This is a genomic window from Anaerosolibacter carboniphilus, assembly GCF_014205875.1.
In the GTDB taxonomy this organism is placed as follows: Bacteria; Bacillota; Clostridia; order Peptostreptococcales; family Thermotaleaceae; genus Anaerosolibacter; species Anaerosolibacter carboniphilus.
The window spans coordinates 72,044-96,508 of sequence record NZ_JACHEN010000005.1; the positions used below are offsets into that span (position 1 = coordinate 72,044).

Annotated in this window: 22 protein-coding genes; 2 read left to right on the forward strand and 20 right to left on the reverse strand. The window is 30.8% G+C overall.

From position 1 onward, the window contains the following. Positions 1–9: 9 nt before the first annotated feature. The 7 genes from HNQ80_RS05580 to HNQ80_RS05610 all read right to left on the reverse strand — a co-directional run bounded on the left by HNQ80_RS05580 (position 10) and on the right by HNQ80_RS05610 (position 3,929). Complete coding sequence (locus tag HNQ80_RS05580; RefSeq protein WP_184309004.1) at positions 10–741, reverse strand: metallophosphoesterase family protein; 732 nt, start codon at positions 739–741, stop codon at positions 10–12. Positions 742–804: 63 nt separating this feature from the next. Next, positions 805–1,038: a DUF1462 family protein gene (locus HNQ80_RS05585; RefSeq protein WP_207726871.1), complete on the reverse strand. Its 234-nt coding sequence runs from the start codon at positions 1,036–1,038 to the stop codon at positions 805–807. Positions 1,039–1,147: 109 nt separating this feature from the next. Beyond that, on the reverse strand, positions 1,148–2,044 hold the full coding sequence (locus HNQ80_RS05590; RefSeq protein ID WP_184309008.1) for an ArsA family ATPase: 897 nt from the start codon (positions 2,042–2,044) through the stop codon (positions 1,148–1,150). After that, on the reverse strand, positions 2,022–2,930 hold the full coding sequence (locus HNQ80_RS05595) for an ArsA family ATPase (RefSeq protein WP_184309010.1): 909 nt from the start codon (positions 2,928–2,930) through the stop codon (positions 2,022–2,024). Before HNQ80_RS05595 ends, HNQ80_RS05590 begins: the two co-directional genes overlap by 23 nt. 10 nt (positions 2,931–2,940) lie before the next feature. Further along, positions 2,941–3,261: an arsenite efflux transporter metallochaperone ArsD gene (gene arsD / locus HNQ80_RS05600; protein WP_184309012.1), complete on the reverse strand. Its 321-nt coding sequence runs from the start codon at positions 3,259–3,261 to the stop codon at positions 2,941–2,943. Between the two features lie 21 nt (positions 3,262–3,282). Then, complete coding sequence (locus HNQ80_RS05605; RefSeq protein ID WP_184309014.1) at positions 3,283–3,612, reverse strand: ArsR/SmtB family transcription factor; 330 nt, start codon at positions 3,610–3,612, stop codon at positions 3,283–3,285. Positions 3,613–3,755: 143 nt separating this feature from the next. Further along, complete coding sequence (locus HNQ80_RS05610) at positions 3,756–3,929, reverse strand: hypothetical protein (protein WP_207726872.1); 174 nt, start codon at positions 3,927–3,929, stop codon at positions 3,756–3,758. Between the two features lie 1,056 nt (positions 3,930–4,985). Between HNQ80_RS05610 and HNQ80_RS05615 the strand changes: the two genes are divergently transcribed. After that, a complete protein-coding gene (locus HNQ80_RS05615) occupies positions 4,986–5,165 on the forward strand; it encodes a hypothetical protein (protein WP_184309018.1) in 180 nt (59 codons plus the stop codon). A 1,215-nt stretch (positions 5,166–6,380) separates the two neighbouring features. Here the strand turns inward: HNQ80_RS05615 and HNQ80_RS05620 are convergent. The 10 genes from HNQ80_RS05620 to HNQ80_RS05665 all read right to left on the reverse strand — a co-directional run bounded on the left by HNQ80_RS05620 (position 6,381) and on the right by HNQ80_RS05665 (position 15,390). Continuing rightward, complete coding sequence (locus tag HNQ80_RS05620; protein WP_184309020.1) at positions 6,381–6,668, reverse strand: hypothetical protein; 288 nt, start codon at positions 6,666–6,668, stop codon at positions 6,381–6,383. 156 nt (positions 6,669–6,824) lie between these two features. Continuing rightward, the gene (locus HNQ80_RS05625; protein ID WP_184309022.1) at positions 6,825–7,259 is read right to left on the reverse strand and encodes a DUF3908 family protein; all 435 of its coding nucleotides are present in this window, start codon (positions 7,257–7,259) and stop codon (positions 6,825–6,827) included. A gap of 17 nt (positions 7,260–7,276) precedes the next feature. Beyond that, complete coding sequence (locus tag HNQ80_RS05630; RefSeq protein ID WP_184309024.1) at positions 7,277–8,251, reverse strand: toll/interleukin-1 receptor domain-containing protein; 975 nt, start codon at positions 8,249–8,251, stop codon at positions 7,277–7,279. Between the two features lie 22 nt (positions 8,252–8,273). Continuing rightward, entirely contained in the window at positions 8,274–9,011 is a 738-nt protein-coding gene (locus tag HNQ80_RS05635; RefSeq protein WP_184309026.1) for a DUF429 domain-containing protein, read from the reverse strand. 193 nt (positions 9,012–9,204) lie between these two features. Then, positions 9,205–9,789 carry a hypothetical protein gene (locus HNQ80_RS05640; RefSeq protein WP_184309028.1) on the reverse strand — a complete coding sequence of 195 codons (585 nt, stop codon included), beginning with the start codon at positions 9,787–9,789 and terminating at the stop codon, positions 9,205–9,207. A 56-nt stretch (positions 9,790–9,845) separates the two neighbouring features. Further along, the gene (locus tag HNQ80_RS05645; RefSeq protein WP_184309030.1) at positions 9,846–11,612 is read right to left on the reverse strand and encodes an ATP-dependent helicase; all 1,767 of its coding nucleotides are present in this window, start codon (positions 11,610–11,612) and stop codon (positions 9,846–9,848) included. Further along, positions 11,612–13,510 (reverse strand): ATP-dependent nuclease, encoded by a 1,899-nt coding sequence (locus HNQ80_RS05650; protein ID WP_184309032.1) that lies wholly within the window; start codon positions 13,508–13,510, stop codon positions 11,612–11,614. The genes HNQ80_RS05645 and HNQ80_RS05650 overlap by 1 nt, the downstream gene beginning before the upstream one ends. Positions 13,511–13,841: 331 nt before the next feature. After that, a complete protein-coding gene (locus HNQ80_RS05655) occupies positions 13,842–14,372 on the reverse strand; it encodes a tyrosine-type recombinase/integrase (protein ID WP_207726873.1) in 531 nt (176 codons plus the stop codon). Between the two features lie 285 nt (positions 14,373–14,657). Continuing rightward, complete coding sequence (locus HNQ80_RS05660) at positions 14,658–14,948, reverse strand: hypothetical protein (protein WP_184309034.1); 291 nt, start codon at positions 14,946–14,948, stop codon at positions 14,658–14,660. Positions 14,949–15,018: 70 nt separating this feature from the next. Then, positions 15,019–15,390 (reverse strand): hypothetical protein, encoded by a 372-nt coding sequence (locus tag HNQ80_RS05665; RefSeq protein ID WP_184309036.1) that lies wholly within the window; start codon positions 15,388–15,390, stop codon positions 15,019–15,021. 188 nt (positions 15,391–15,578) lie between these two features. Between HNQ80_RS05665 and HNQ80_RS05670 the strand changes: the two genes are divergently transcribed. Next, positions 15,579–16,496 (forward strand): helix-turn-helix domain-containing protein, encoded by a 918-nt coding sequence (locus tag HNQ80_RS05670; RefSeq protein ID WP_184309038.1) that lies wholly within the window; start codon positions 15,579–15,581, stop codon positions 16,494–16,496. A gap of 67 nt (positions 16,497–16,563) precedes the next feature. Here HNQ80_RS05670 and HNQ80_RS05675 read toward each other — a convergent pair whose 3' ends face one another. From HNQ80_RS05675 to HNQ80_RS05685, 3 genes are all read right to left on the reverse strand, one after another. Continuing rightward, positions 16,564–17,259 (reverse strand): hypothetical protein, encoded by a 696-nt coding sequence (locus HNQ80_RS05675; protein WP_184309040.1) that lies wholly within the window; start codon positions 17,257–17,259, stop codon positions 16,564–16,566. 104 nt (positions 17,260–17,363) lie between these two features. Next, positions 17,364–22,880: an ATP-binding protein gene (locus HNQ80_RS05680; protein ID WP_184309041.1), complete on the reverse strand. Its 5,517-nt coding sequence runs from the start codon at positions 22,878–22,880 to the stop codon at positions 17,364–17,366. An 18-nt stretch (positions 22,881–22,898) separates the two neighbouring features. Then, entirely contained in the window at positions 22,899–24,458 is a 1,560-nt protein-coding gene (locus HNQ80_RS05685) for a hypothetical protein (protein WP_184309043.1), read from the reverse strand. Positions 24,459–24,465: the final 7 nt, after the last annotated feature.

Sequence of the window (24,465 nt, forward strand, 5' to 3'; positions counted from 1 at the left end):
TTTCGCAGATTATTTGATATCTCTTCCTGTCCTCAATACTTCTGCAAAAACATCCAATAACGCAGAGCCCTCTATTTCTTTCGCTACCTTCTCTATATCATATGGAATTCGTATGAATTCCACGCTAATATCCTCGCCAAGTTCTAAGATACAATAACAAGCTCTGTTATCTCCATCTTTGGGTCTTCCTACACTTCCCGCATTAATAAATATCTTATTCTCTATCTTCTTATAATACGGATAATGCGTATGACCAAAGATAACTATATCTTCATCTAATTCTTCAGCAATTTCCTCTTGCTTTTCTGTGTCACTTTCATAAACATAGTCATTGATAGAATATGGACTTGCATGGGTCAATAAAACTGTATATCCTTCTATTTCTAAAGATATTTGTTCCTCAAGGTTCCTCAAGAACTCTTTATTTTCATCTGTAGTGTGCTGGGCAGTCCATTCTAGAGAATTTTTTGATCTCATTCTGTCGTTTTCAGATTCGATATTACATCCACAAGTAGGTAGATAAAATCCTACAGCTTCATCATAGTTACCAAGAATAGATTGAATATTGTACTTCTTAATGAATTCTATTGTTTCATTTGGCCTCGGGCCGTATCCTACCAGATCGCCAAGGCAATAAATATTCTCTGATGAAATACCTTTTTCATCAAGATCCTGTAGGACAGCCTCTAATGCTTTGATGTTTCCATGTATATCTGAAATGAATGCAATTCTTCTTCCCATTTCATACCACTCCATATTTAGTATGATAAGCCCAGGATATCCCTGGGCTTATTTATTATATATCTATATAGACTGTACTTTACCCATAATTTTATGGATATCAATACTTCCCTGGCTGATTACTTCACCATTTAGAACAACAAGGGGTACTTCTACCTCTCCATTGCTGATTTTATTCTGTACATCAGGATATCTTTCTAATATTGGCGAAAATATATCGATAAACTTTAAAGCATTTAGTTTTCCTAATAAATTAGCTTCTTTCAAAGCATTTTTCATATCCTGAATATCATCCATGATTGTTCTAGTTGGCCCGCAACTATCTACAGGTCCTCAACCACAGCCCTGAGGCTTAACACCAAATACCAACATTTCTAATCTTTTCATGTAAAATCCCTCCAGTGATTTATTTATATAGTTCCGATGCAGCTTCTCTTATGGTATCCAATCCCTTTATTTCTTCAGCAAATAAAGGCATTTCTAATATTTCACAATCAAACTTTTCTTTTATTACTGTAAGATGTTTATCTTGCATCTCTCTTCTTTTCTTGAAATACTCTGTAGTACAGTATTCTACTGGCAATACTTGATTGGCAATAATAAGTTGAGTATAAATCTCAGCACCTTTTAGCTCCTCTACAGCGCGATAAGCTTCTTGTATTGGTGTATTCTCAGGGTATACTACAAAGGCAAAGGTAGTCTGCTCTTTATCCCTCATCTTTGAAATGACTCTTTTAAATCGCTCTTGCGCCTTCAAATCCCCTTCATTCACTGTATTCATAGCAGATTTTAACTCAATCTGCTTATTCCAACTTAAAGGGAGTTCAAGTAGTCTTAATGTATGTCCTGTAGGTGCTGTATCGAATATAATGGCATCAAACTCTTCATTATCAGCATAGTCTGTAAAGCGATCAAAGGCTGCCATTTCTTCAGTACATGGAGAATCCAGTTCCTCTTCTAATGCCATGAGCATTTCTGGAGAATAATTATTTTTCTTGGCATCACTCATAATCTTGTTTTTATATTCCTTGGCTGCTTTCTTTGGATCTATTTTAAGAGCATGCAGATTATCAATACCTTTCAGTTCTTGGATTTTCTCATCTATCACCTGCTCAAATACGTCTCCTATATGGGAAGCTGGATCGGTGGTAAGTAGCAGAGTTTTAAATCCTTTATCCGCTAAGTATGCAGCAGTGACACAGGACATAGATGTTTTTCCTACCCCACCCTTTCCTGCAAAGAATATGAGCTTAGGCTTTTTGTTTCTTGGTAGAATTACTTTAGTTTCCGCTTTCAATTTCATTCACCGCCTCCTGCTGATTGTGCAAAACATCTCCCACTTTTCTCAGTATATCCAACCCTCTGATCTCTTCTGCTAGCAGGAACATTTTTCTCTTTGGCAATTGGATTTGTTCATTGATTTCCTTTAGATATTTCTTTTGCATTTCTCCACGTTTTTTGAAAAATGGATTTTGTAGCTCTTCCTCAGGTAAAATGCCATTTACGATGACCTCACTGGTATTGATCCCAATCTCGCCCAGTTCTTTTGCCGACCGTATCGTTTCCTTAATCGGTGTGGCTTCTGGTTGTAGTACAAAAATAAAGTGGGTCTTCTCCTTGTCTTGAAGCAATTTCACAGCATTATCATACTTTTCTTTGGCATCCTGAATGTTTTGTACAGGCCCCATACAGGTCTGCCCTGATCCTTTAGAGCTTTCTTCGATATGTCTAGACCAGTCTACAGGAAGCTCTAACAGTCGAATTGTATGTCCAGTTGGAGCTGTATCGAATATAACCAGCTCATATTCATTTGTATCCATGAAATCCGTAAACTTATCAAAGGAAGCCATCTCCTCCGTACATGGGGATTGAAGCTGTTCCTCCATAATAGCTACCATTTCGTCGCCGAAGGCTTCTCTAATGGGAGCCAATGCTCTTTCACGATATTCAGCTGTCGCCTGATCGCTATCTATTTCCATGGCGTACAAATTTTCGATACCATGAATAGCTGTTACCTTATGACCAATTTCTTGTTCAAAAACATCGGAAAGGTTTGCTGCCGGATCTGTCGTTACGATTAGTGTCTTAAGTCCTTTTTCCGCATAGAAAACAGCTGTGGCAGAGGCCATAGATGTTTTTCCTACTCCACCCTTTCCTGAAAAGAATATAAACTGCGGCATTTTATTCATCTTAAACCTCCTATGCATTTTTGATAGCTTCAACGAACTCATCATAGGTTAAGTAATCTTTTTCTTTTATAATAACTTCATTTACAGTGATAATAGGCAACGCATTGGTTTTTTCCGTTTTCACCTTGGTAAAAACCTCTTTGTTGTTCATAAATTCCTTCGGGCTAAAATTCATGGAATATCGGTTTATCGAAACCTCAGGGAACTCCTTTTCCAATCTTTTAATCGCGTCCTGTAAATCCATTAGTTTAGTATCTGGTGATGGACCACATACCCCTGAAGTACAACACATTGGTGGCTCATAGATATTAATAACAACTTTCTTTTCCATATAAATCCCTCCATTTTTTATCTATTCTTCTATACATCTTGAACTCTCACAGTTACATGAGAAAGCATTACAAATGCAATCATTAGACGGAGTTGTAATTTTTTTTATAAAACCACATATCCTATCTATCTGGTCTTGATTAATCGAATAAAATGCCCATTTCCCTCTTTTCTCTGCATGGATTAAACCCACTTGCTGCAGAACCTTCATGTGGTGTGAAATTGTGGGTTGGGTAAGATTTAATCCATCTTGAATGTCACAAGCACATAATTCACCACAAGATAGCATCTCTAGAATCTTTAGTCGATTTTCATCAGAGAGTGCTTTAAAAATTTCTACCTGTTCTTTCACTACACATCATCTCCTAAGACACATTGATATCTATCTATATTATCCATTATATATAGATGGTTGTCAATATGTTCCTTATAATATTAGGACTATCTTCAAAAATAGCCCTAATATTATTATTCTATCAGATTGTTTATTTCTATTCATCTTGCCAGACTGTCATAAATATTCTCCAGTTTAAACCTTCCATATCCTTCAATTACCATAAGAATTTCGTTGTCTATAACATATTTACTTAGGATACTTCTTTCAACATATATTTTTACATCATCAATATTGAACTCCTCAAAACTCTCTGGTGCTTTTGGCATTCCCATCAGACCTGATGGTGTCTTATAGGCTGTTCATCATCCACCAATAGCTGTTCTAATTGTTACACTCATAACTCCGCCTCTATCTTTTATGTAGTTTCTTAGCCAGTTAGATATTTTCATGTTATAGCTATCCTCCTTTTTATTTATTCTTGATTAATTTACTATTCTAACGAAGATCCCAATATATTGCCACTTATATCAATTTTATAGCTTACTTTATTGATTTATAAAGGAATGTATTTCTTTAAGTCTATTCGCGCTGAAATAAATAACCATGAAATATTATATGTAACTCTATTAATGCCAACAATTTCTTATTTAAATATTTATTCATAAGTTTCTTATACATTCTGCAAGTCTATTATTAGTTCCAAGATTATCTTGTTATATAGCCAATTACCCATACTGGATTTTTATCAGCTGATATATTACAAATTTCTTAGATTCACTGCATTAAAAAAGAGGCTGTCATTTTTGAACAACCTCGTTTTATGATAACTTTTTATAAGGTAAAACATTTACCAACTTTGTTGTACATGAACACCTACTTTAGTGATCTATAACAGAAAAAAGGAGTATACACTAAAATTGTACACTCCTTTTCCTATTTTTAAAAATTGTAATTGTCTTGCCATTTTTAATTTCGAATAAATATCATTGCCATTTTTATTTTCCAACTTTATTTTATGGCAACAGCTTCTGGCAAAACATAAAAAAGTCTGCTTAAGGGACAGCAAGGCTCAAATCCGCAGAATGTCTATTGCCACACCGATTTTACATGTACTCCCAAAATAATAAAGTCTGCTCATGGAACCGCAAATTATGCTCACACAATCCCCAATTAAAGACAAAAATAAGAGTCAAAAAAGATAAAAAAGTCTGCTCAAACCGCATGGTTTTTGCAGGTCCATCTTAGATAAATTTCACCATTGCACATTCCATAATGCCTTGTCGGAGTTTATTGGCAGCCGACAGGCTAACGCCTTAAGAATGCCCCTTTATTTGAAAAAACATCTGTGCTATCATGTAGTAAACTAATTGGAAAGGTGTGATAATGCTATGTTTGAAAATCGTGAGGAGAAGGGCGATAGCCCTGCAATGACTTCCCTTGAATATGCTACTGATTCCTGCGGCTGGAATATAACTAAAGAAACTTCTTCTAATCTCTTTGAAGAAATGATTAAAAAAGTAAATATTGATGCTTCAACTCGCCCTGCTTCTTCCACTGAGGAAGGTTAAATTACAGCCGAAATGCAAACCTTATGTTCTAACCGTACATCTACCATTAACCCGCTTATCTACTGCATTACCACCGAAAATACCGTATATTAACACAACCTCTCCTATGACTAAAAATCACACACAAACTATTAAATTTTATAGAACTTGCCTCATTTTTAGTCATTGGTATCTTCATTAACGGAGGTTATTTCAGGACTTGGTTGAATCTATCTGCCCCCTACCATTGCCATGCGTAGGGTTATTGCAAGCCGATAGGCTATCGCCTTGGGAAAGAAAAAAGCGAGGCTATATCACCCCGCATTGCTGCAAACCCCCCCGGTTTATCTATTTACCTATTTATTCTTCTACTTTTTCTCTCCTCCCTCTGCCATTAACATGCCGTAGGCTTCGCCAACCCGCTTTGGATGGAGTGTCTGCATAAAAAAGCCGTGAATGTTCAGCAGCATTAACCTGCAAAACACCCACGACTTCCAATCAAACTTTTTTATTCTTAACCAATGTTTTTTATTTGTGAGCAGACTTTTTTATCTACATACATATTTGCAATTAAATATCGCCATGAGATATTACTTTACTAACTCATATGTGCTTTTGATAATTATGGAAATTGTTTCATTAGTAATAGAAAAGGAACACAGAATCAAAGAGCATTATAATATCTTCTGATTCTAAGTGTTCCTTTTCTATATCAAATATTTTATTTTTACAACATGCATTTGGACATTAAGTTCATATATCCTTTATTTTTGAAAAGACGCATTCAAAAAGTAGCAAGATATATTTATAATTATTTATCTCATGAAAATTTTTCTGAATCCTGTTCTTATCTTCCACAGGTTACATTGTATTATAGCCAATACTGCCAAGATGCTAGATAAAATTAGAATGCTAAAAATACTCTTTTGAACTAAATCAGAAATTATATTTTGTGGGCTAAATAACTCCACTATTAGACAGGCTAAAAATAATAAGCAAACTATCTTAATCAAAGCAACGAGAATTCGATTCGTTTTATTCATGCAAGACCTCCCTTACTTATATTCTAGACAATTATAACTCGTTTATTAATTTTTTACAGGGCCGTCATCTAATTTATTTCTATTTTCTTCTAGCATATTGCTATGACATTTGAAAAACTTAGAAATCCATAGGCCCTTATGAACGCCCATGGATTTCTAAATACATCATTATTTATATAAGAATATCTCTCTACTAATTGATACCAAATTTTTGTTTAAGTTCTTGTATTGCATCAATAACTTTAGTCACATCACTAATTCCATTATTATCTGGTTCAATCATATAATGTGGTGGGTTTGTATGTTTCTCAATATAGTTTTTATATTTCATTAAGACATATATTGCGGGTTTAAAATGTCCATTTTTCCCCCAACTCACATTTCCACACCTCACAACATACTTGGTAGTAGGACTATGCATAGATTGTATGCAGATTTCCTGAAATACTTCACCATATACTACGCTACCCTTATTATTCATTTAATCTTAACACCCTCTCATAACTTTATAGTTCTATACTATACTGCTTATTATAAAAGGGCAAAGTCGTAATATCCTGATATTTCCTATACTATTCCTAAATAAATTATATAAAAAGCATATAAACATCTCTTATTATCTTAATCTTTTAATATTTTACTTCATCATAAATTTACACATTTCTAAAATCAAAGCATCAAAACGCTGGATATGATGAGTATTTGTATCGTTCCTACTATTAAATTCAATTGTCTCACTACTTGCAAATTTGATTATCAAGGATCTTGAATCATCCTCATGATTCACTTTATTGTAAAAATTTATTATATCTTTTGCAAAATATACAGAAATAGTAAGGTTTTTGTCTTCATAGATTGCCTTAATTAGTTGTTTTTTAGAGTCTATTAAAAACAGTTCAACCTGCTTATTATTAATAAATAAGTTCTTAGGATAAGCAAATACAATATCACTAGCGTCAAAAATTTTCTCTATCTCATTAATTATAAAACTTAATACCCTTGCTTGTGGATTATCAGAACTATAAAATGCCCTACTTGAATATTCTTTTAATTGCCCAAAATTTATATCCATATCGCTTCCCCCTTAATTCACTTGATCCACTGCAACACATTTCTCCACACTTCTCTTAAAACCGCTACCGGTGTATTTGCTTCTGCATCTCCAAACATATTCATTGTCATTCTTAACTTTAATGTATTATCCTTATCGACCTCACAGGTTACTATCTCATTCATAGAATTATCACTATCTGAGATATGATTACCATAGGCAAAGTTAATCGTCTCCGATCCTCTTCCAAAGTTATTTCCTAGCCATATTTTAATAGCATATTTCTGATCGCCATGCAAATATAACTTAAATATTGTTTTTCTACTTGTTATATTGTCGCAATCAAAGTCAAAATCTGAATTTTTCCCCCTCGTATTCTCCAATAACTGAATAAAACCATCCCTTAATTGAATAAAACTATCCTTCATAAATCTATTTTTATCTGCATCAGTAATTTTTTTGAAATTAGGTATTATATCTTCAAAATCATCTGATACCGATAAAGAGACATCTATTGATTTTCTAGGTTTTAAATCAGGCCGCTTACCTAATGGTGATCTTTCTACTAAATCTACTTTATATATCCTGTGTAACAATTCATTAAACTTTTCTTTAAAATCATGTCGCTCTGAAAAATCAATAAAATGAGCACCCTTTAAATAAAATGGTATAGCCTTACTCTTGTTTTCCTTACATTTCATTATAGGAATAATTTTTTGCATGTTCTCATGAATATACGATAATAACATACTAGTTTCAAATCCTACTCCACCTTGTAGTTCATCTGCTTTCTCAGCATATTTTTCAGTCAGTACAACAATTGTATAGTCATTATCTTTTATATTTTTAACCATCATTGTATTTAAATTTACTGTTCCTTTTTGAGTTTCAAAAACATCTGCTGTTGCATCTACTCCATTTTCTCTCAGCAGATTAACCAAACTTGCAACCCATCCCCTATGTTCATCACTGTCCCAACTATAACTGATAAAAGTTGTTGGATTCTTATCCATAAACGTACTTCCTCCTAATTCTTTATTTAATGTTTCTAACCCATATCCATCCTTCTTTTTTAGCAAGTTCTATATCCTCGGGCCAATACACATTTCCTTCAATAAAATCCTTGGCGGCTAGTAAACAAACCGCACTATCTAAAACATCATCGTTATTCTCCATGATATCAGTATCAATAGATATGACCATACTTCTTTTCATCTGATTAATCATTTCTTGTCTTATGTACTTTTGTTCTTTTTTCTTATAGCCCAAATTAGTTATTCCATAACGATCTAAAGTTGCAGCAGGGTATACCTCTATAACAGCAATATCATTTATTTCCTCGTTATTCCAAGCAAGTCTAATTGATTTACCCGTTAATTGCCGTAACTCATTAATTATTGTCAATGCTGAATGTGCAGTTCTCGCTATTTTATCCGCTCCAACATCTAATGGCTGCTTTCCAAGTTTTTTCTTTATAAACTTATCAGTTTCTCTTCTAAATAGGTCATTAGCGTTAATAGATAATACATCTCCAGCGTTATGATTTGCTAAGTATTGTCCCATCTTTAAAGGCCATCCTAATGGTGCATCAATTGCGATTAGCACCTTGCTGCTGTCATCTATCCACTTATGAACAACCGAAGCGATAGATCCTTTGCTTGACGCTATCTCAGTCTTCACAAGTTCTATATATCCTTTACTGTAGGTTCCAAAAGACATACCTACCTTTTTATGGTCTGCTGCACAATCTATACCTATTATTCTTATCCCCATACTCTTCTCTCCTATTAAACTCTGTATGATTGCAAATAATACTAATTTTACTGTATCTGCACCTCTTATTAAATTATTTATTCAAATTTTTAGAATCAAGCAGCCACTCCACAATCCCTGTATTTACCTTTTCTAACTGATATCCAACTATGTTAACAAAATTACTATCCGCCGGTTCATCCCCCTACCTAGACTAAATTTGATATGCCAATATACATTCCCTCTCTTCATTCATTCCCATAGCATATTTCTTATTCTCAATAGATTCGAACCACGCTCTATTAACTTTTCTATTATACTGAAAAGGCTTATCCGATATCATTTCAAGTTCTTTCTCTCTAAATATCTTTTCTCTATAATATGGATCAAAGATATAGGCATGATCTTTATCAATGCTAGTGAGAAGCACATAATGATATAAGGTTGTTGTATAGTAAACTCTTATAATCGCTACCCCACCGTTACTAATACATTGAGTTATTTTACTATCTTTATCTAAATAAATTTCCTCTGTTTCTAAAGTCTCATATCTAATGCTAAAATTATTAGTTTCCCCAAAATTATTTAGCCAGTTACAGATATATTGGACAGCAAAATAAGTTGTGCCTTTTTTTCCTTTCTCTCCATTTCTATTGAAGGTATCAAGAGAATACATATAAACTGCTTGTATAGCCTCTGGCGGAATTTCCTTTCTCGGTAATAAGTATCTTAGGGAATTTATAAAAGTAGTAGGTACACAGTCAAATTCAGTTGTTTGATAGCATAGTGGATTTTTCATTTTTTATTCCTTTCTATAAAAATAGTTATCTCATTATAATGAAGTCAAGAAATTTCTTATATAATCCAATCAAAAATTACTAACTTCTCTTTAACTCGACTAAGTGCCACGTAAAGTAAATTACTTTCTTTACTCATAGTTTCTGTATCAACTAAGTACACAAAATCAAATTCTCTCCCTTTTGATTGATGAACATTTAAAACATATATCCCTTTTAAGTCTTTAAACGCTTTTAAATACTGATATTGCAGAAATAAATCCGTAATCTTTTCAGGTGTACTTTTCTTACTAGATAAAATTTTTCTAACTAAATATAAGTTCTCATGATTCACATTTAACTGACCGTTTTTTACTGTGTTTATACTTCTGACAAGACAATCAAGAAAATCTTTGCTTTCTTGTGCTTCTTCAATAAAAGAGGCAATCTCTTTTAAAAGGGACAATCGAGCATTCTTAAAATTAGCAAATTTCACCTCATCTAATTTAGTTCGCTTAATGGCTCCGATATTATCATCATATATTACTGAAAAAATATATTTCGCTATCTCTTTACTTAATTCATCTTTCGATAAATCCTTCCTCTGCTTTTCCAAAAACTCTATTAGATCACAAACAATATTATGCTCTTCTTCATTATTGCTGATTGTTTGTGAAGATATTTTAAAATCTTCTCTTAAAGCCTTCTTGATAAAGTCTACTTGTTCATTATATCTACACAAAATCCCAATTGACTTGTCCTTTCGCTTTTCATATTTAGGCAATATATCTATAATCTTAAATTTTAGGCTTGCATACATACTGTTCTTACTTTGTTTAGAAAACAAATTCTTATCTTTGACTTTTATTTTTATGTGTTTTACATTTTCAGATGATTTGAAACCATTTATGTCGTATGTTTCCTGTCTTGCATTTTTAATTAGACCTTCAATATCTTTTTGATTTTTAAACCTCATAGAAGTAACTAACGCCTTTTGCTCTATTTCGTTACCATATTCTTTTAGCAAATCAATAATTCTGTTAGGCGAAGCCCCTCTCCAGCCATATATCATTTGTTTTGAATCCGCAAAAAAGATTGCTTTATTTTTTTCTCCAATTAACTTTTTAACTATTTCATCTTGCAGATCTGAAGCATCTTGATATTCATCTAAAATAATCATATCGTATTTATTTTGAATAACTTTAAGTAAAGAAGACGATTTGTTTAGTAACTCTTTCATGTAATAGCCTATATCCGAAAATCCTATATATCCATCTTTATTAAGTTCTTTAATACTATTTTTTATATTTTCTTTATATGGAATTAATCTCTTAACGGCAGGCTTTATATTTCCTTTATGTGTAAGTGGATAGAACTCTCCCTCTAGCAAGGACTCTACCCAGCCATATTGGTCATCATCTTCTCCACTATAATCAGATATATAGGAAAGTTTTTCAGTTAATAGTTTCCTTCTTTGTTTAGGAGAAGCAATCATTAAATTTTCATTTAGCCCTAAATACTTATTATACGCCCATACATACTTTTGAAAAAACGAATGAAAATTTGTAATTTCTATGTATTTTCCTAGTCCCTCATTACTGATATCTAAATCGTCTAATTGTTTTTCAATTTGTGCTTTTGCATTTTTAGAGAATGTTAGTATTAGTACCTTCTTGTTATATTTTGAATCTTGTTTCATATTCGATCGTATATAATGCAAAGCAGTTGAAACAGCAGTATATGTCTTACCAGTTCCGGGTGGAGCCTCTACCAATAATATTCTTTTTCCATTTTTGTTATTAATAAAATGATTAATTATAATTTCTTGCTCTTTATTTGGAATCATTATAAATCACCCTTTACTTGCAACACATTTGTATAATCTGGACTGATACTGCCGCATTGTTCGCAAATATCCATATGTTCGAACGAATTGTCTATGATTTTATTTACTACGCATTTTACCGAATTTGTACAGATGGAGTTATTGCCCATATATACTCCTATAAGTTTAAATATATTTGAAAAAGCAACAGGGATGAAGTCTTGAATTTCTTTTTCTTCAGCCTTACTAATTAGATATGCTGCTACAAACTTTGCATTAATTATTCCTGCCAAATTCAGATGTAGAAATTGTTTTTTATACTCATATACTTCATCAGCATTTAACAATTCTACTAATTCTTCAATTGTTTTTACCTTTTTAATATTTTTTTCATCATTTTGATATTTTTGTTTCAATATTTCACTTTTAGAGTCTTTTGATGCAAAGGGCTTAAGATAGTTATCTTTATACTCTTTAAATGGATATTTCTCTTCAAACAATTCTATCCAGCAGTCTTGAAACACCTTCATATTAACAATTGAAGTCTCATAATCTTTAGGTTGTTTCAATATCATGCTCCTTATTTTGTTCTTAGAATATTCGTCTAATAGCCAAGTAATATCTGAATCATTGTCTACAAGAGATATACTAGGAACTCCACACTTATGATAAAAAAGTGCGTATTTAAAAACATTATTTTTACCATCTCCTTTGATTATTTCTACTCCACTATCTTCTAATCCATTAACATGTTCCTGTGAAAACAAGGGTAATCCTGATAATTCAGAATCTCCTTCTACTAATAAAATACCTTTTGCAAACAACCCTGATATTAATTCCCTTTTAGCAAACTTTTCTATTCTGGATTCAAAAGCATTATCTACTTCTTGAGGGCTAGGTAAATTATATATCTCTCCATTCTTCATTAAAAAGATGTTTTCAAAATCATACACTTTTGCAACTTCTATAGAATGTGTGGTAAAGAAAATTTGACCGCTATTAGATGTACTTATTCTTTTAATTATTTTTCGTTGCATAAATGGTTCAAGATTCTGTTCAGGCTCTTCTAAGTACAAAATCCCATTATTGCTCATTGCTTCCTGTAGTGTAATAAGTAGCATTAAATTCTTTATTCCTCTAGATTGATATTTAAGTGGTATATAGTTTGATGTATTTTTGTTTTTGCAAACAAGGCTAAATGATTGTAGTGTCTTCCTTTCAGTTAATTCTGTTGCTTCTACTCCAATAGCAACTTCATCATTTGAAATTAAATCAAAATTAGCAAAACGCCTTCCTAAACTTTCAAGAATTTCTTTGAAATATGGATCATTCATTAATGAACTACTCGATGAATTGTTAAAATCATTAATGATACCTTGTACTAAATCACTTAATTTATCATTTTGGATTACTTTTGAAAGAACAGAATTATTAACAAAAGACAATTCCTTTAAAGGATCTCTATCGGCTTCTATATATTTATAATTCAATATACCTTTATGAGTTTGTCTAAATGGATGCTCCTTTCCATTTGCTACAATTGTGTGTGAAACTTTCCTATCGCTGCATCCTTTAAATTTTGTTATAAGAACAAGATCTTTCCCACTCTCACAAATTTGATCATCTTCATTTATATGCTCCAAAAACAATTCACCATCATCAATCACAAAGTCTTCTACATCTTTAAACCAAACCTCAATTAAAATAGGTTTTTCTGTGTCTCTATTATAGTAATCCATCTCCGATAGTGTTCTGTTATACCACTGTAAATATGGATTTAATAAATAATCTAACGCCGTAGCCAAGGAGGACTTCCCACATCCATTTGGTCCAATGATAATGTTAATATCCTTGTTGGGTTTCCAATCTAAGGATTTTATAGTCCTAAAATTCTCAACAATAATCTTATAGATATACATCTTCCATTCCCCCAATTAATCTCTTATTCAACAACATTATAACAATTTCTAACAGTAATTCCCATCCATTTACAAAATATTTGCTCATTTAAGTAAACTTATCCAATAAAAAATTAAAAAAGAAGATTTCTCAATAAGATATCTTCTTCTAATAATTATACTGCTATATTTTTTGGGGGAGGTATTTGATAATATGCTTACCAAAAATAAAATTCATAATTTCTTAATAAGGGAATAATACAATAAAACTGTTGGTATAAAGAAATCGGTAAATTAGTTCTGTTAGATTTCTATAATTATTTAGTATTTAATTGTACAATTCCTATCTTCTTTATAAAAAGAAGTTCTGTAGACTTTCATCAATCTCATCCTGCGAAAGGCCGATATATCGCTTTGTCACTTCTTGGCTACTATGATTAAAAATTTGCATTAATTTTGCTACATCTTTTGTTTGCTGATAATAAAAGTACCCAAATGATTTTCTGAAAGAATGCATCCCAAAGTGTTCTATGCCAATTTCTTCTGCTACGCTCTTAATATATCGGTAGGCCTGTACCCTTGTAATATTTACTTTTACGCCAATATTATTTTTCTGTCTACTTTCAAATAAATAATCCTCGTTTTCCATTCTAGCAATATACTGATTAATTTCATCACGTAATTGAGCATTGATTGGAAATAACTTCGTTTTATTAGTTTTCTCTTCTCTTATAACGATATGGGTCTTATTTTTCACATCTGCAACCTTAAGAGTGATAATATCTCCTATACGCATTCCAGTATTAAGAGCCATAACACATACCATGTAGTATTTGTAATTCCTTTTTAAAAGTTCCCTTTTAAGTTCAATAATTTTTTCCATTTCTTTTATCGGCTGAACTAATTCTATAATGACCGCTCCCTTCACAATATTTTTCTGCTCTCATTATAGCACGCTAACTGTAATCTGGGAGCCCACTATGTTACACTCATCTTTAACAAAATCAGTCATTTTACAAGAATGCTTATATATCAAGGTTTGCAGCATTTCACCAGAGTAACACAATTTCAATTGTGTTACTCTCATAATATGTAAATGTACAAAACTTAAAAGTTAGGCTTAATACCTATCACTTAGGTTGCATTTCTTTATCTATTACAAAACATCTTAAGAAGTCATCTTCTTAAGATGTTTTGCTAACTTTAGTGCAGCAGATTCAGGATTGATCTTAATTAATTCACTATCTTTAAATTGAAAAGGTGTTTTTTTAGATAGATGGTTATATTGCCAATAATCTTCTTCAAGTATAATTTGATACCAATGAAAATTTGTGGTTATACAAGGTACATTCGGTATACCATATTTATGTTGAAGTATTAAACTTATATTCAATAATTTGCTCTTCATTAACGCCCTCTTGAGTAAATCAATCCTAGTATTAGTTCTAATATTCTCCATAGAGTTTTCTCCCTTCAAAATATTTGAATAGACTTATTCTTAAATGAGCAAAAATAAAACCTATAAGTTTCTAATTTTCATTTTGGACTTCATATACAATTTCATAAAACATTTCTTTTGAAAATTTCTTCACTATCTCCGTTCCATGAAAATTTATTATTTGCCATTTTCCCCTTTCTGAAAATCTATACAAAATTAAAAAATCATCATTTTCATACTTTTTACCTTGTTGTGGATTCTCATATACAAATAAAATCATCTCATATTTTAAATCATCAGTTCCTTCTTTCCTTTTTGTTATATGTCTTATTATCCTTTTATCACTAAAATCATTTTGTTTCAAAGTATCATAAATAAAATTCATAATTTTTTCTTCTTTTAATTTGTTAAGTTCTTCTTGCAATTGAATTTCTTCTTTTTCTTTCTTTGTTAATCTTGGCATTAAATCTCCTCCCTCGCATTTCACTTTCATGAAATTCACATTCATGAATTTTATAATCATATTATAATGCTGCTGTTTTTTTATGTCAATGGTTTTTCACAAAAAATAATTATATTTTTTTCACATTCATGAAATTTTTATTGACTATTGATTTTTACTATATTAAGATGATGTTAGGAGGTGGCGAAATGTCTTTTAAGTTTTCAGAGTTCTTAAAACATGAGTTAGGAAAAAAGGTTCTTAAAGCGAATGAATTAGCAAAGTTAATGAATCGGGCACCCTCGTATATAACAAAATTGCAAAAGGAAGATATCATACCAGATTATAAAGACTTAAAGGTTATTGCAGAGCAATTTGGAATTGGCTATGAGTTTCTATTATTCCAGATAGGTATAATAGATGTAAATACATTGCTACATATAAATGCTTTTGGAAACCTTAAATCTTATTTATCAGAAATTATTAATTTAACTAACATGACACCCGAAAAAATTGATATAATCAACACCTATATGAAGGAAAATACAGACAAACTTGACTTTGAATTAACAGACGATTTGATAGTTGAGACCATGAAGACTCTAGGAGATGAATTTGTCTTTCCTAGTTATAAAAACCCTTATGGTGCTGATTCTTTTCGTGACTTTAAAAAACTTCCCAAAATTAAAATAGCAACTGGTGAAACAAGCCAAGTAGAAAATCAACTAAAGCAACTACCGGTCTATTCAGATTTTAACGTTGATGGCGGAGTGAATGTAATGACTGAAATTGCAATAGACATACGAACCTTGAAGAATAAAGCAACAAACTTAGAAAGTGAATTTTTTTGGTATAGCCCTTATAGCAGTATAAGAGATCTATATTTAGTTGAAAAAGTCCATTGTAAGGATGGAGATAGAGTTATATATAAGAAAAAGGACACTATTTACACTGGTAAGTATAATGTAAAAACTACCGATGATAAAATCAATTCGGTAGTTTTTACAGATATTATTGCTCCACATAAAGATGAACCTGTTGCAGTTCCAGAGTTTTTTCTAGAGAACAACATTCCAGCCGACATGTTAATCATTGGTAAGGTTTTATCTGTCTTTAAAGATGCTTAGAAAATATAAGAGTGCTGCTTAAGATATCTTAATCAGCACTTTTATATTTGAAATACATAGGTTATCCTCAATAATTTTTAAGTAGACTTAATATATTTTCACGAAATTGCTTAAATGATTCACCCTTTGAGCCGTAGTACATAAAATGCCTACATGCCATTACAATTGCAAATTTCCCATTTGGATATGGTAACTTCAAAAGCGGTAACTTCATTTCCAAGTTATCTATTGTTTCATCTGTATCTACAATATCTGCAGGAATAATCCCTCTCTCACTAAATATATCTATAAAATGTTCTACAGTATCTTTGCCATGAATAATAATCAACTTTGGAGTAAATTCCATAACTAATTGATAAAAAATTTCTTTGCCACGATCAATGATATAAGTCGGCTCTTTCTTTAATTGCTTCAAATTTTCCGTAGGATAAGGTACAACCTCTGTTTCTGCAATTGAAGCATCTGTATTGCTCGATAACCATTCTATAAATGAATTCATTCCTATCCGTGTTCTTGAAAATTTACCTTTATCACTTCTAATCCTACTTTTCTTGTAGTATTCAATAAACTTTTCGTAATCCAGCAACAGTTCAATGTATGTATCTAAATCCATATCTTTTGGGTAAATCGGTGTCGCAGGATTAGTTCCAACAAAAAAGATATCAACTTTGTTGAGTGGCCCTTTACAAAGAATAGGTCTATAATATGCCTTTCCTTCTGCCGTCATTTTGCACATTTCCTTAAATATCTGTTTTGAGAACATGTCCTTCCCCTCCTTAAAATAATGAAAGAAATTATGGATGTAGTTTTCAAAACTACATCCATAATTTCTTAAAAATCTGATGTCGATTATAGTTTAACTATTTATCAACTCCATTGTTGTTCAATAAATTCTTTAACTTGCTGATTAACTAGTTTTAAGTATCCGTTCTCTATTTTAACAACATCCATTTCCACTAAATAATTAACCATTTCTTCTAACCGCTCTTGATTTACACCTTTAATTTGATCTGTAGGATATTCAGTATCTCCATTATAAACTAAATGGCTGACCACTAATAAATGAGGATATGCCATTGTTTTAATAAACTTCGTTCCATAGTGAGAATTATAAAATATTGATTCAAATAGTCCTAAATCTTGAATTTTTTTATCCTCTCCATCAAATCCTGATATTTTCTTTATTGCTTTAACTTTATCTGTATCTGTATCATTGCCATGAAGGATTTTAGTCTCTAAAGAGCCATGCACCTCTGGTGGATAGTGCGAAGGATACTGTGATGACAGCCACATTGCTAGTCCATATGCCCTACACTCTAATACTAAATCAGTTATTGCCTCACTGTTTTTTGCATCTAAAATTCTATGTGCCTCATCAAATACAAATACATTTTTTAGTCTTTGAGAGTGGGATAGGGTATTCAGATATTGGTGAGAACTTTCAACAATAAGTCTTGCAATAGCATTCTTAATCTCATCATTCTGTATTTGACTCAAATTAAAAACATAAGAATCCGACAGCAAATCCTTCAAAGACTTATTTCTATATTTTTCAGTAAATAGATTCAAACTAAAGAATGGTTCAATTCTATTATATGCTTTCACATCTGACTCTTTTAGAATATCTTTTATTTCATTAAGAATGGGAAATACTAAGTCTTCCTTATAGTCTATTATGCCTTCACTTTCTATTCCCCTTGTTGTAAAAACATCTTTGATTGCTTGTTTGACATTGCTTTCTTGTTGAGTGCCAAATGAATTTAATGATTTACCAAAAACACTCACTATAGCATTAATATGCATACCAATATTATAGTATCTATCGCCATGGTCTTCCTTTAATGGTGGAATCAAAGGATTATAAGGTATGCCATATCTCTCAAGATTAACATAATTAAAATTACCCATTTCAAAAAAAGTAGGGTCATTAGAAAAATCATTTTTAAAGTCAAAAATTAAAAACTGTACACCCTGTTTTCTTAGTTGCATGATCATCGATTTTAACAACTGCGTCTTACCTTTTCCTGAACTTCCAGTAATCATTACATTCATATTGGCTAGGTTTTTACCCGGCCTCTTCGGATCGTAATATACTAACTTATTACCTACGCTATCCAATACACCTAGTAATACCTTTACATCTGCCTTCGCTTGCTTTTTATCCTTGATGTCTTCAATACATTCTATATTAGTTCCGCTTGGAGTTGTTTTACTATTATCATTAAGTTTATCAATATCAACAGAATCTTCATCTTTTATTTCAGGCTTTCTACTCATAACTTCTTCTCTCTCTTTAGATGTCTCCTCTCTAGTTTCCTCAGTTATAGGAGAACCCGCATCTAGTTGTTTTTCTATACCTGAATAATTTAGTAATTCTTTCATATTTTCATATTCTATTGTTTTATTTTCTAGTAAATTTTTAAATTCACTATGTTTTATAGCAAAATATTGATTCTTCAACGCATGATTACTTAACTCTTCTATAGAACTATCGTTGTTATTTATATTCAGGAGTATCCCATCGGCAACAATAACCCTTGATTGCTCGTTGTTGATTAGTTGCACTAAAACTTTTAGATCTTCTGTAAAATTATCTTCTATATTCGTAGTTCCTTCAATGTTTAAAGATAATCCTAAATAATTTCTATCAAATAATAGATACTTGTTCCTATTATATACCAACCAATTAATTATTTCTTTTGCTCTGATCTGATAGATAGTTCCATATTTTTGATCGAAAACATCTTTTAATAGTTTATTCGTTTGCTTTAATTGCTCAAACCCGATTTTTACATAATCAACGTTAGATGAATTTTTAACTTCAACCAATTTGATTTGAATATTAACTATTTCATTGTCTAGGTCAGACAAATTTTTAGGAAATGATATTATGGCTAAGTCATCACAATATTTATTTTGTGTTTCATTTGCAAAACGATTAAGTCCTCTATAATACTGTGGAGCCACTCCCATAATCTCTTCTGTACTTATAATTAAGTGCCAGTAGTTTTCATCGTTCGCTAACTGACTTTTCAATAATCTAAACGCTGCAAGCGTCCCCAACATCCCTAATATTTGTGCTGCATTGTTTTTGGAAGTAAGTAGATGCAATAACCAAAATCCATTTAGCAAATTTATGTCTTTAAATACTGCATCTAGACACGCTTTATCTATATTACTGAGAAAATCCTCTAATGCAACTTTAAAAAGTAATTCAAAGGGCTCTCTTTGATTAGTTATGGTTAAGTATTTTACCCCTAAATTATTAAATTCACTATTATAATTAGAATAATCTATTAAGAATGGGATTTCGTTATTTTGCAATATATCCTCATTAAATATATCTAAATCAATTTCATTATCTAAAAAAGTTATCAGGAATGATTTATCATAATACTGTGTAGGAATGTTACTCAAATTTACCTTTGTTAATCTCAATGGATGGTTATTGGCTTGAATGTTGTCCGATAAGCACTGAACGAAATATTTATTAACACTTTGTAAAACTCTAGACATAAGTGAACTATTACCTAAATTCATTGAGTAGTTATTGTAGTTAGCATATGATATCACGTTGGTACTATAAAATGCTTTCCTTAACGGTGAACATTTCAGCCCATTACAAAAATATGTATTATAATATCCTGATTCTTCTCCATACATATTTCTTATCCCTACATTGGACATAAAGAGATCTTTTACAAAGAGCAAATGGAAAAACAGTGAACTATTATTAACAATTTCATCTTCATTTACTTTGCTATAAGATACCTTTTTTATGAATAATTCCTGATTCCTAATATAGTAATTATCATCAAAAACATTATCAAATGCATTAAACTTTTCAATATTATCTTTATAAATCAATGAAACATGAAATCTTGGTTTTATTTCATTTTCACCATCTTTTCCAACCTTCTCAAGTTTTTGTAAGAAAGCAGAGATTCCCTCCACGACAAAATTCGCATTGCCTGAATTTATTATACCTATGTGAATTACTTTATCTTTTTGATTAAAAAGATTGGGATATATCTCTTTAAGTTGCATAAGTTTATTGCATACTATTTTATCTAAGTATTTTTCCTTAATAATTGCATTATTTAGAGCGTCTTTATTTTCCGGTGCACAAAGTAACCAACTGAATATCGGCGGCTTTTTAGATATGTACCACTGCCCATCTGAACTAATAAACTTAAAAATCTCTGAATTATCAATTTCGTCCTCAAAAATTTTCTTTATATCTTTCAACTCACTTTTTGACATCCTTGAAGCATTTTTCTCATAAATATCAAAAAACATTTCTAACACATTATATTCAAATGCAAGATTAACAACAGAAAAAGGCGAGAATAGTCTGTAATCCTTAAATTCTATAGTATCAAGTTTTATTATATAATTTTTATGCTCCACTAAGTTCACATAATAATTCAAATATTTTTTAATTGAATTATGATACTCATGAAACTTATCAACATTTTTTTTACTGCTGTCTGAAAATATCTTTTCATATGCTTTTAGTACATCTGTTCTTAGTTCTATTAGTCTATTTATTTCATCATCATTTGGTGGAAAATATGTTTTTTCACTTACAGTGCAATCATCATTAATAGTAAAATAATAACTTTGGGTATTATCAATAATATACTGTAATAGTTTATTTACTTCTATATATTTAGATATTTCACTGTCAAATTCTCTATCTACTACTATTGTATAATGATTATTTTTAAACTTATACTTTAAAAATTCTTTCTCTTCAAAAATAAGATTATTAAGTAGGTCTATTTTATCTTCATTCTCATTATGTAGTAAAAAATGATATATACTTTTAAAGTCTAGTGTCTTACCTTCAGTCCTATTTTTGATGACTATTTTAGTAACAAAACTATCTTTATATTTTACATTATATTGAATTGTTTTGGTATCATTTGAAAAGTCTTCATCGATTGTCTCATCATACTTAATTCCAACTAAAACATTCTTCTTACTACCACTATCATCTATTTCTATAAATTCTAAAGTTTTATCGTTTTCATGATCAAAATTATCTATATTGATAATAGGATAAATACTATTATTATCCCATCTAATTGAGTATTCCTCACCTGATGGAAGTAGAAGAGTATCTCCATCAATCAACAACATCTTAATAGTAAAAAAGGGTCTTTTTATGCTTTTTTCATCTGAATTTACTGATATAGTAATTGAAGAATGAAAGTTTGGCTCTATACTTAATTCAAACTTGCCATCAACTATCTTATCAGTTATAAAATTATTTTCCTTTTGATCATAAAAATAATGAAAGTATAACTCATCACCATTTTCTTGATAGTCTACTATTGATAACTTTATAGACTCCAGTCCTTGCCTACTAAGACAACCTAGTAATTTATTCTTATCTTTAGCGAATTCTTCAAACGTTCCATTATTGGGAGAAACTATTAATTCAATTTTTTCAAATGATTTGTTAACTGCGAATATCTTCTTCATTCTTTCTAATGATAAAGATTTATGTTTATAATACTGAGAAGTGAAAAGTTCGTCGTTTTTAAAAATGTTAATAAATTCTTCCTCTGTTACATCAGTCGGTAATTCATTTCTATTTATTGCCCTTACAACTTCTGTATAAAAATTAACTCCCCTGCCCTCTAACTTATTAACGCTCATTTGATAGAACTGGTCATAACTTGCCTGAATTTCTGCAGCATTATCAATATAAAACAACGGCATTTTATACTTTTCAATCACTTCATTAATATTCTTATCTTGCTCACCTACAAGTCTTGCTAAAAGACTTATTCTGTCCAATTTATTAATTACATGCCCTTTGCTACTAATTAAACTATCTACTAACTTATTAAACCAATCAACAGTGGCTACTCTCTTAAAATATCTTTTTAAATAATCATTTTGTAAAACACTATTGATTATTTCTTTATTTGAAGCAGTATTTAGTGTTCCAATTGGATCTAAATCAAAAATTAGAATAATAGTATTATTATCCCTAATTTCATGATTATCTCTTAATTTGCCTGCAAATCCTCTATTCCCACTATTTTTTATAGATACCTCATTTTCTGAAACCAGATAAGGCAGTATTTTTATACCACTCAAGTCATATACACATAAATCTAACTTATTTACTTCCTTTTTATTGTTATCTAATTTCGCAATTAATTCTTTAAATACATTACAGAGGAAGTCTTCCTCCGTAATTAACTCAAACTTTCCGTTATTAAAGCACGGCTTATTATATTCTACACCTAAGACATTGTAGGCATTTGAAAAGATTAAAAAATAGTCCTCTCCTTTAAATGTATTCGTTAAACGCCTACACTTATCCAGAATTAAATCAGCAGTCAAAGAATATATTTCAGGCAACATTCCCTTTCCCCCTTTAACCTATATTCCAATAGTCTTTCTTATATATATGCTTTCCCCAGCATCAGATTTTTTCTCGAGCATACCTAGATGTACCAACTGTTGTTCGATATTTAATTTTTCTCTCTCAGATGCATAAATAAAACCATTTTGTTTGATGAACTCCCAGAAATCTTCTAATAGTATCTTATTGCTCTGTTCTCTCCCTATAATAATATTTGTTATGAAAGTTAAGAACTTTGATGAAAATTCAAACTTATGAGAGTTACCAGAACTAACAATATTTAGATATCCGCAACCCATCTTATTTCCTGCGAGTTTTATGAATACTCCATTAGTGGCATTTTCTCTTGAAGAAGACTTCTTGTTTGACTCCACCTTTTCATAATATTCTTTAAACACTGTATATAAAAATGTAAAGACATTTTCGTTATTCCAGTTTTTCTGATCTATTTCTGTGTAGTCCTTAGTATTAGGAAAAACTCTATTGATTTCCTCATAGATTAATTTTAACTTCTCTTTAAACTTCTTTATAAAGTCATCATTTCGATTTTTGATTAATTTTTTAATCTCTGTTAAATTATTCGGTTCGGTCTTACCATTTAAGTCTTCGTATATTTCACACAGTACCGAGAAAGCGATAAATCTAGAATAACCATTGAAAAAAATATTTCCCCTGATATAATTAAATTGTTCTGATATTTCTCTTGCTTCTTTCGAGTTATATCCAGTATGCGAAGACTTTACTAATATTTTTGAGTATAGAGGACAACTCTTTAAGCCATTACACTTTATACAAATGTCACTATCTGTAGAATTAAAGTATCTTTCTTCCTGCTCAATAACAGTGTATATTCTCAACATATATGACGAAAAATGGAAGTATAATAGATTTTGTATCCAATTAATTTTCTCTACTCTAGGTATTTCTAATTTAAGAATAAAGTCTAACTCTTTCTGAAATTGCTTAGGTTGTTTTTTACATATAAAATACTTATCAACCTTTTTTTCTAATTCATCTTGAGATCTTAACTCAGGAAAGTTTGTAAACGCCTGATTTTTTCTTACTTGATCTATAATAAATTTTTCATAATAGTTAAGATCATTCTCATCACAGAACTGATCCCAAAACTTTTTTATTAATTCATAGTTAAGAGATCCATCTTCCTTTAAAAAGAATGCAAGTAAAAACTCTTCTCTAAATCCTTTATTATCAAGTTTTGAATATTCTCCATCCTCTTTCAAATTAGACGTATATAGTTGAAAAGTACAGGGAATTAGAGTATGAAATGGAACTGGAACTTTTGAGGCCTCACTCTTTTTCTTTCCTTCAAGTTCAGTAATATAGTAATACATAAAATTTTTCTTTAATTCATTACTCGATTTAAAGTCTACGCAATCAAATATTGGTTCCCATTCCTTGTTATTGACAGCATGAAACTTAGCATTACCTTTAGTTTCATTTGAACATAGAGTGTCTCTTAAAAAATAGTAAATTATTTTTTCAGGTGCGTCTGCTGAAGTATTTTCCGGATAGTAAATAGAATTAATATAACCATTCCAACTTGTTCGTCTTCCCATGATAACA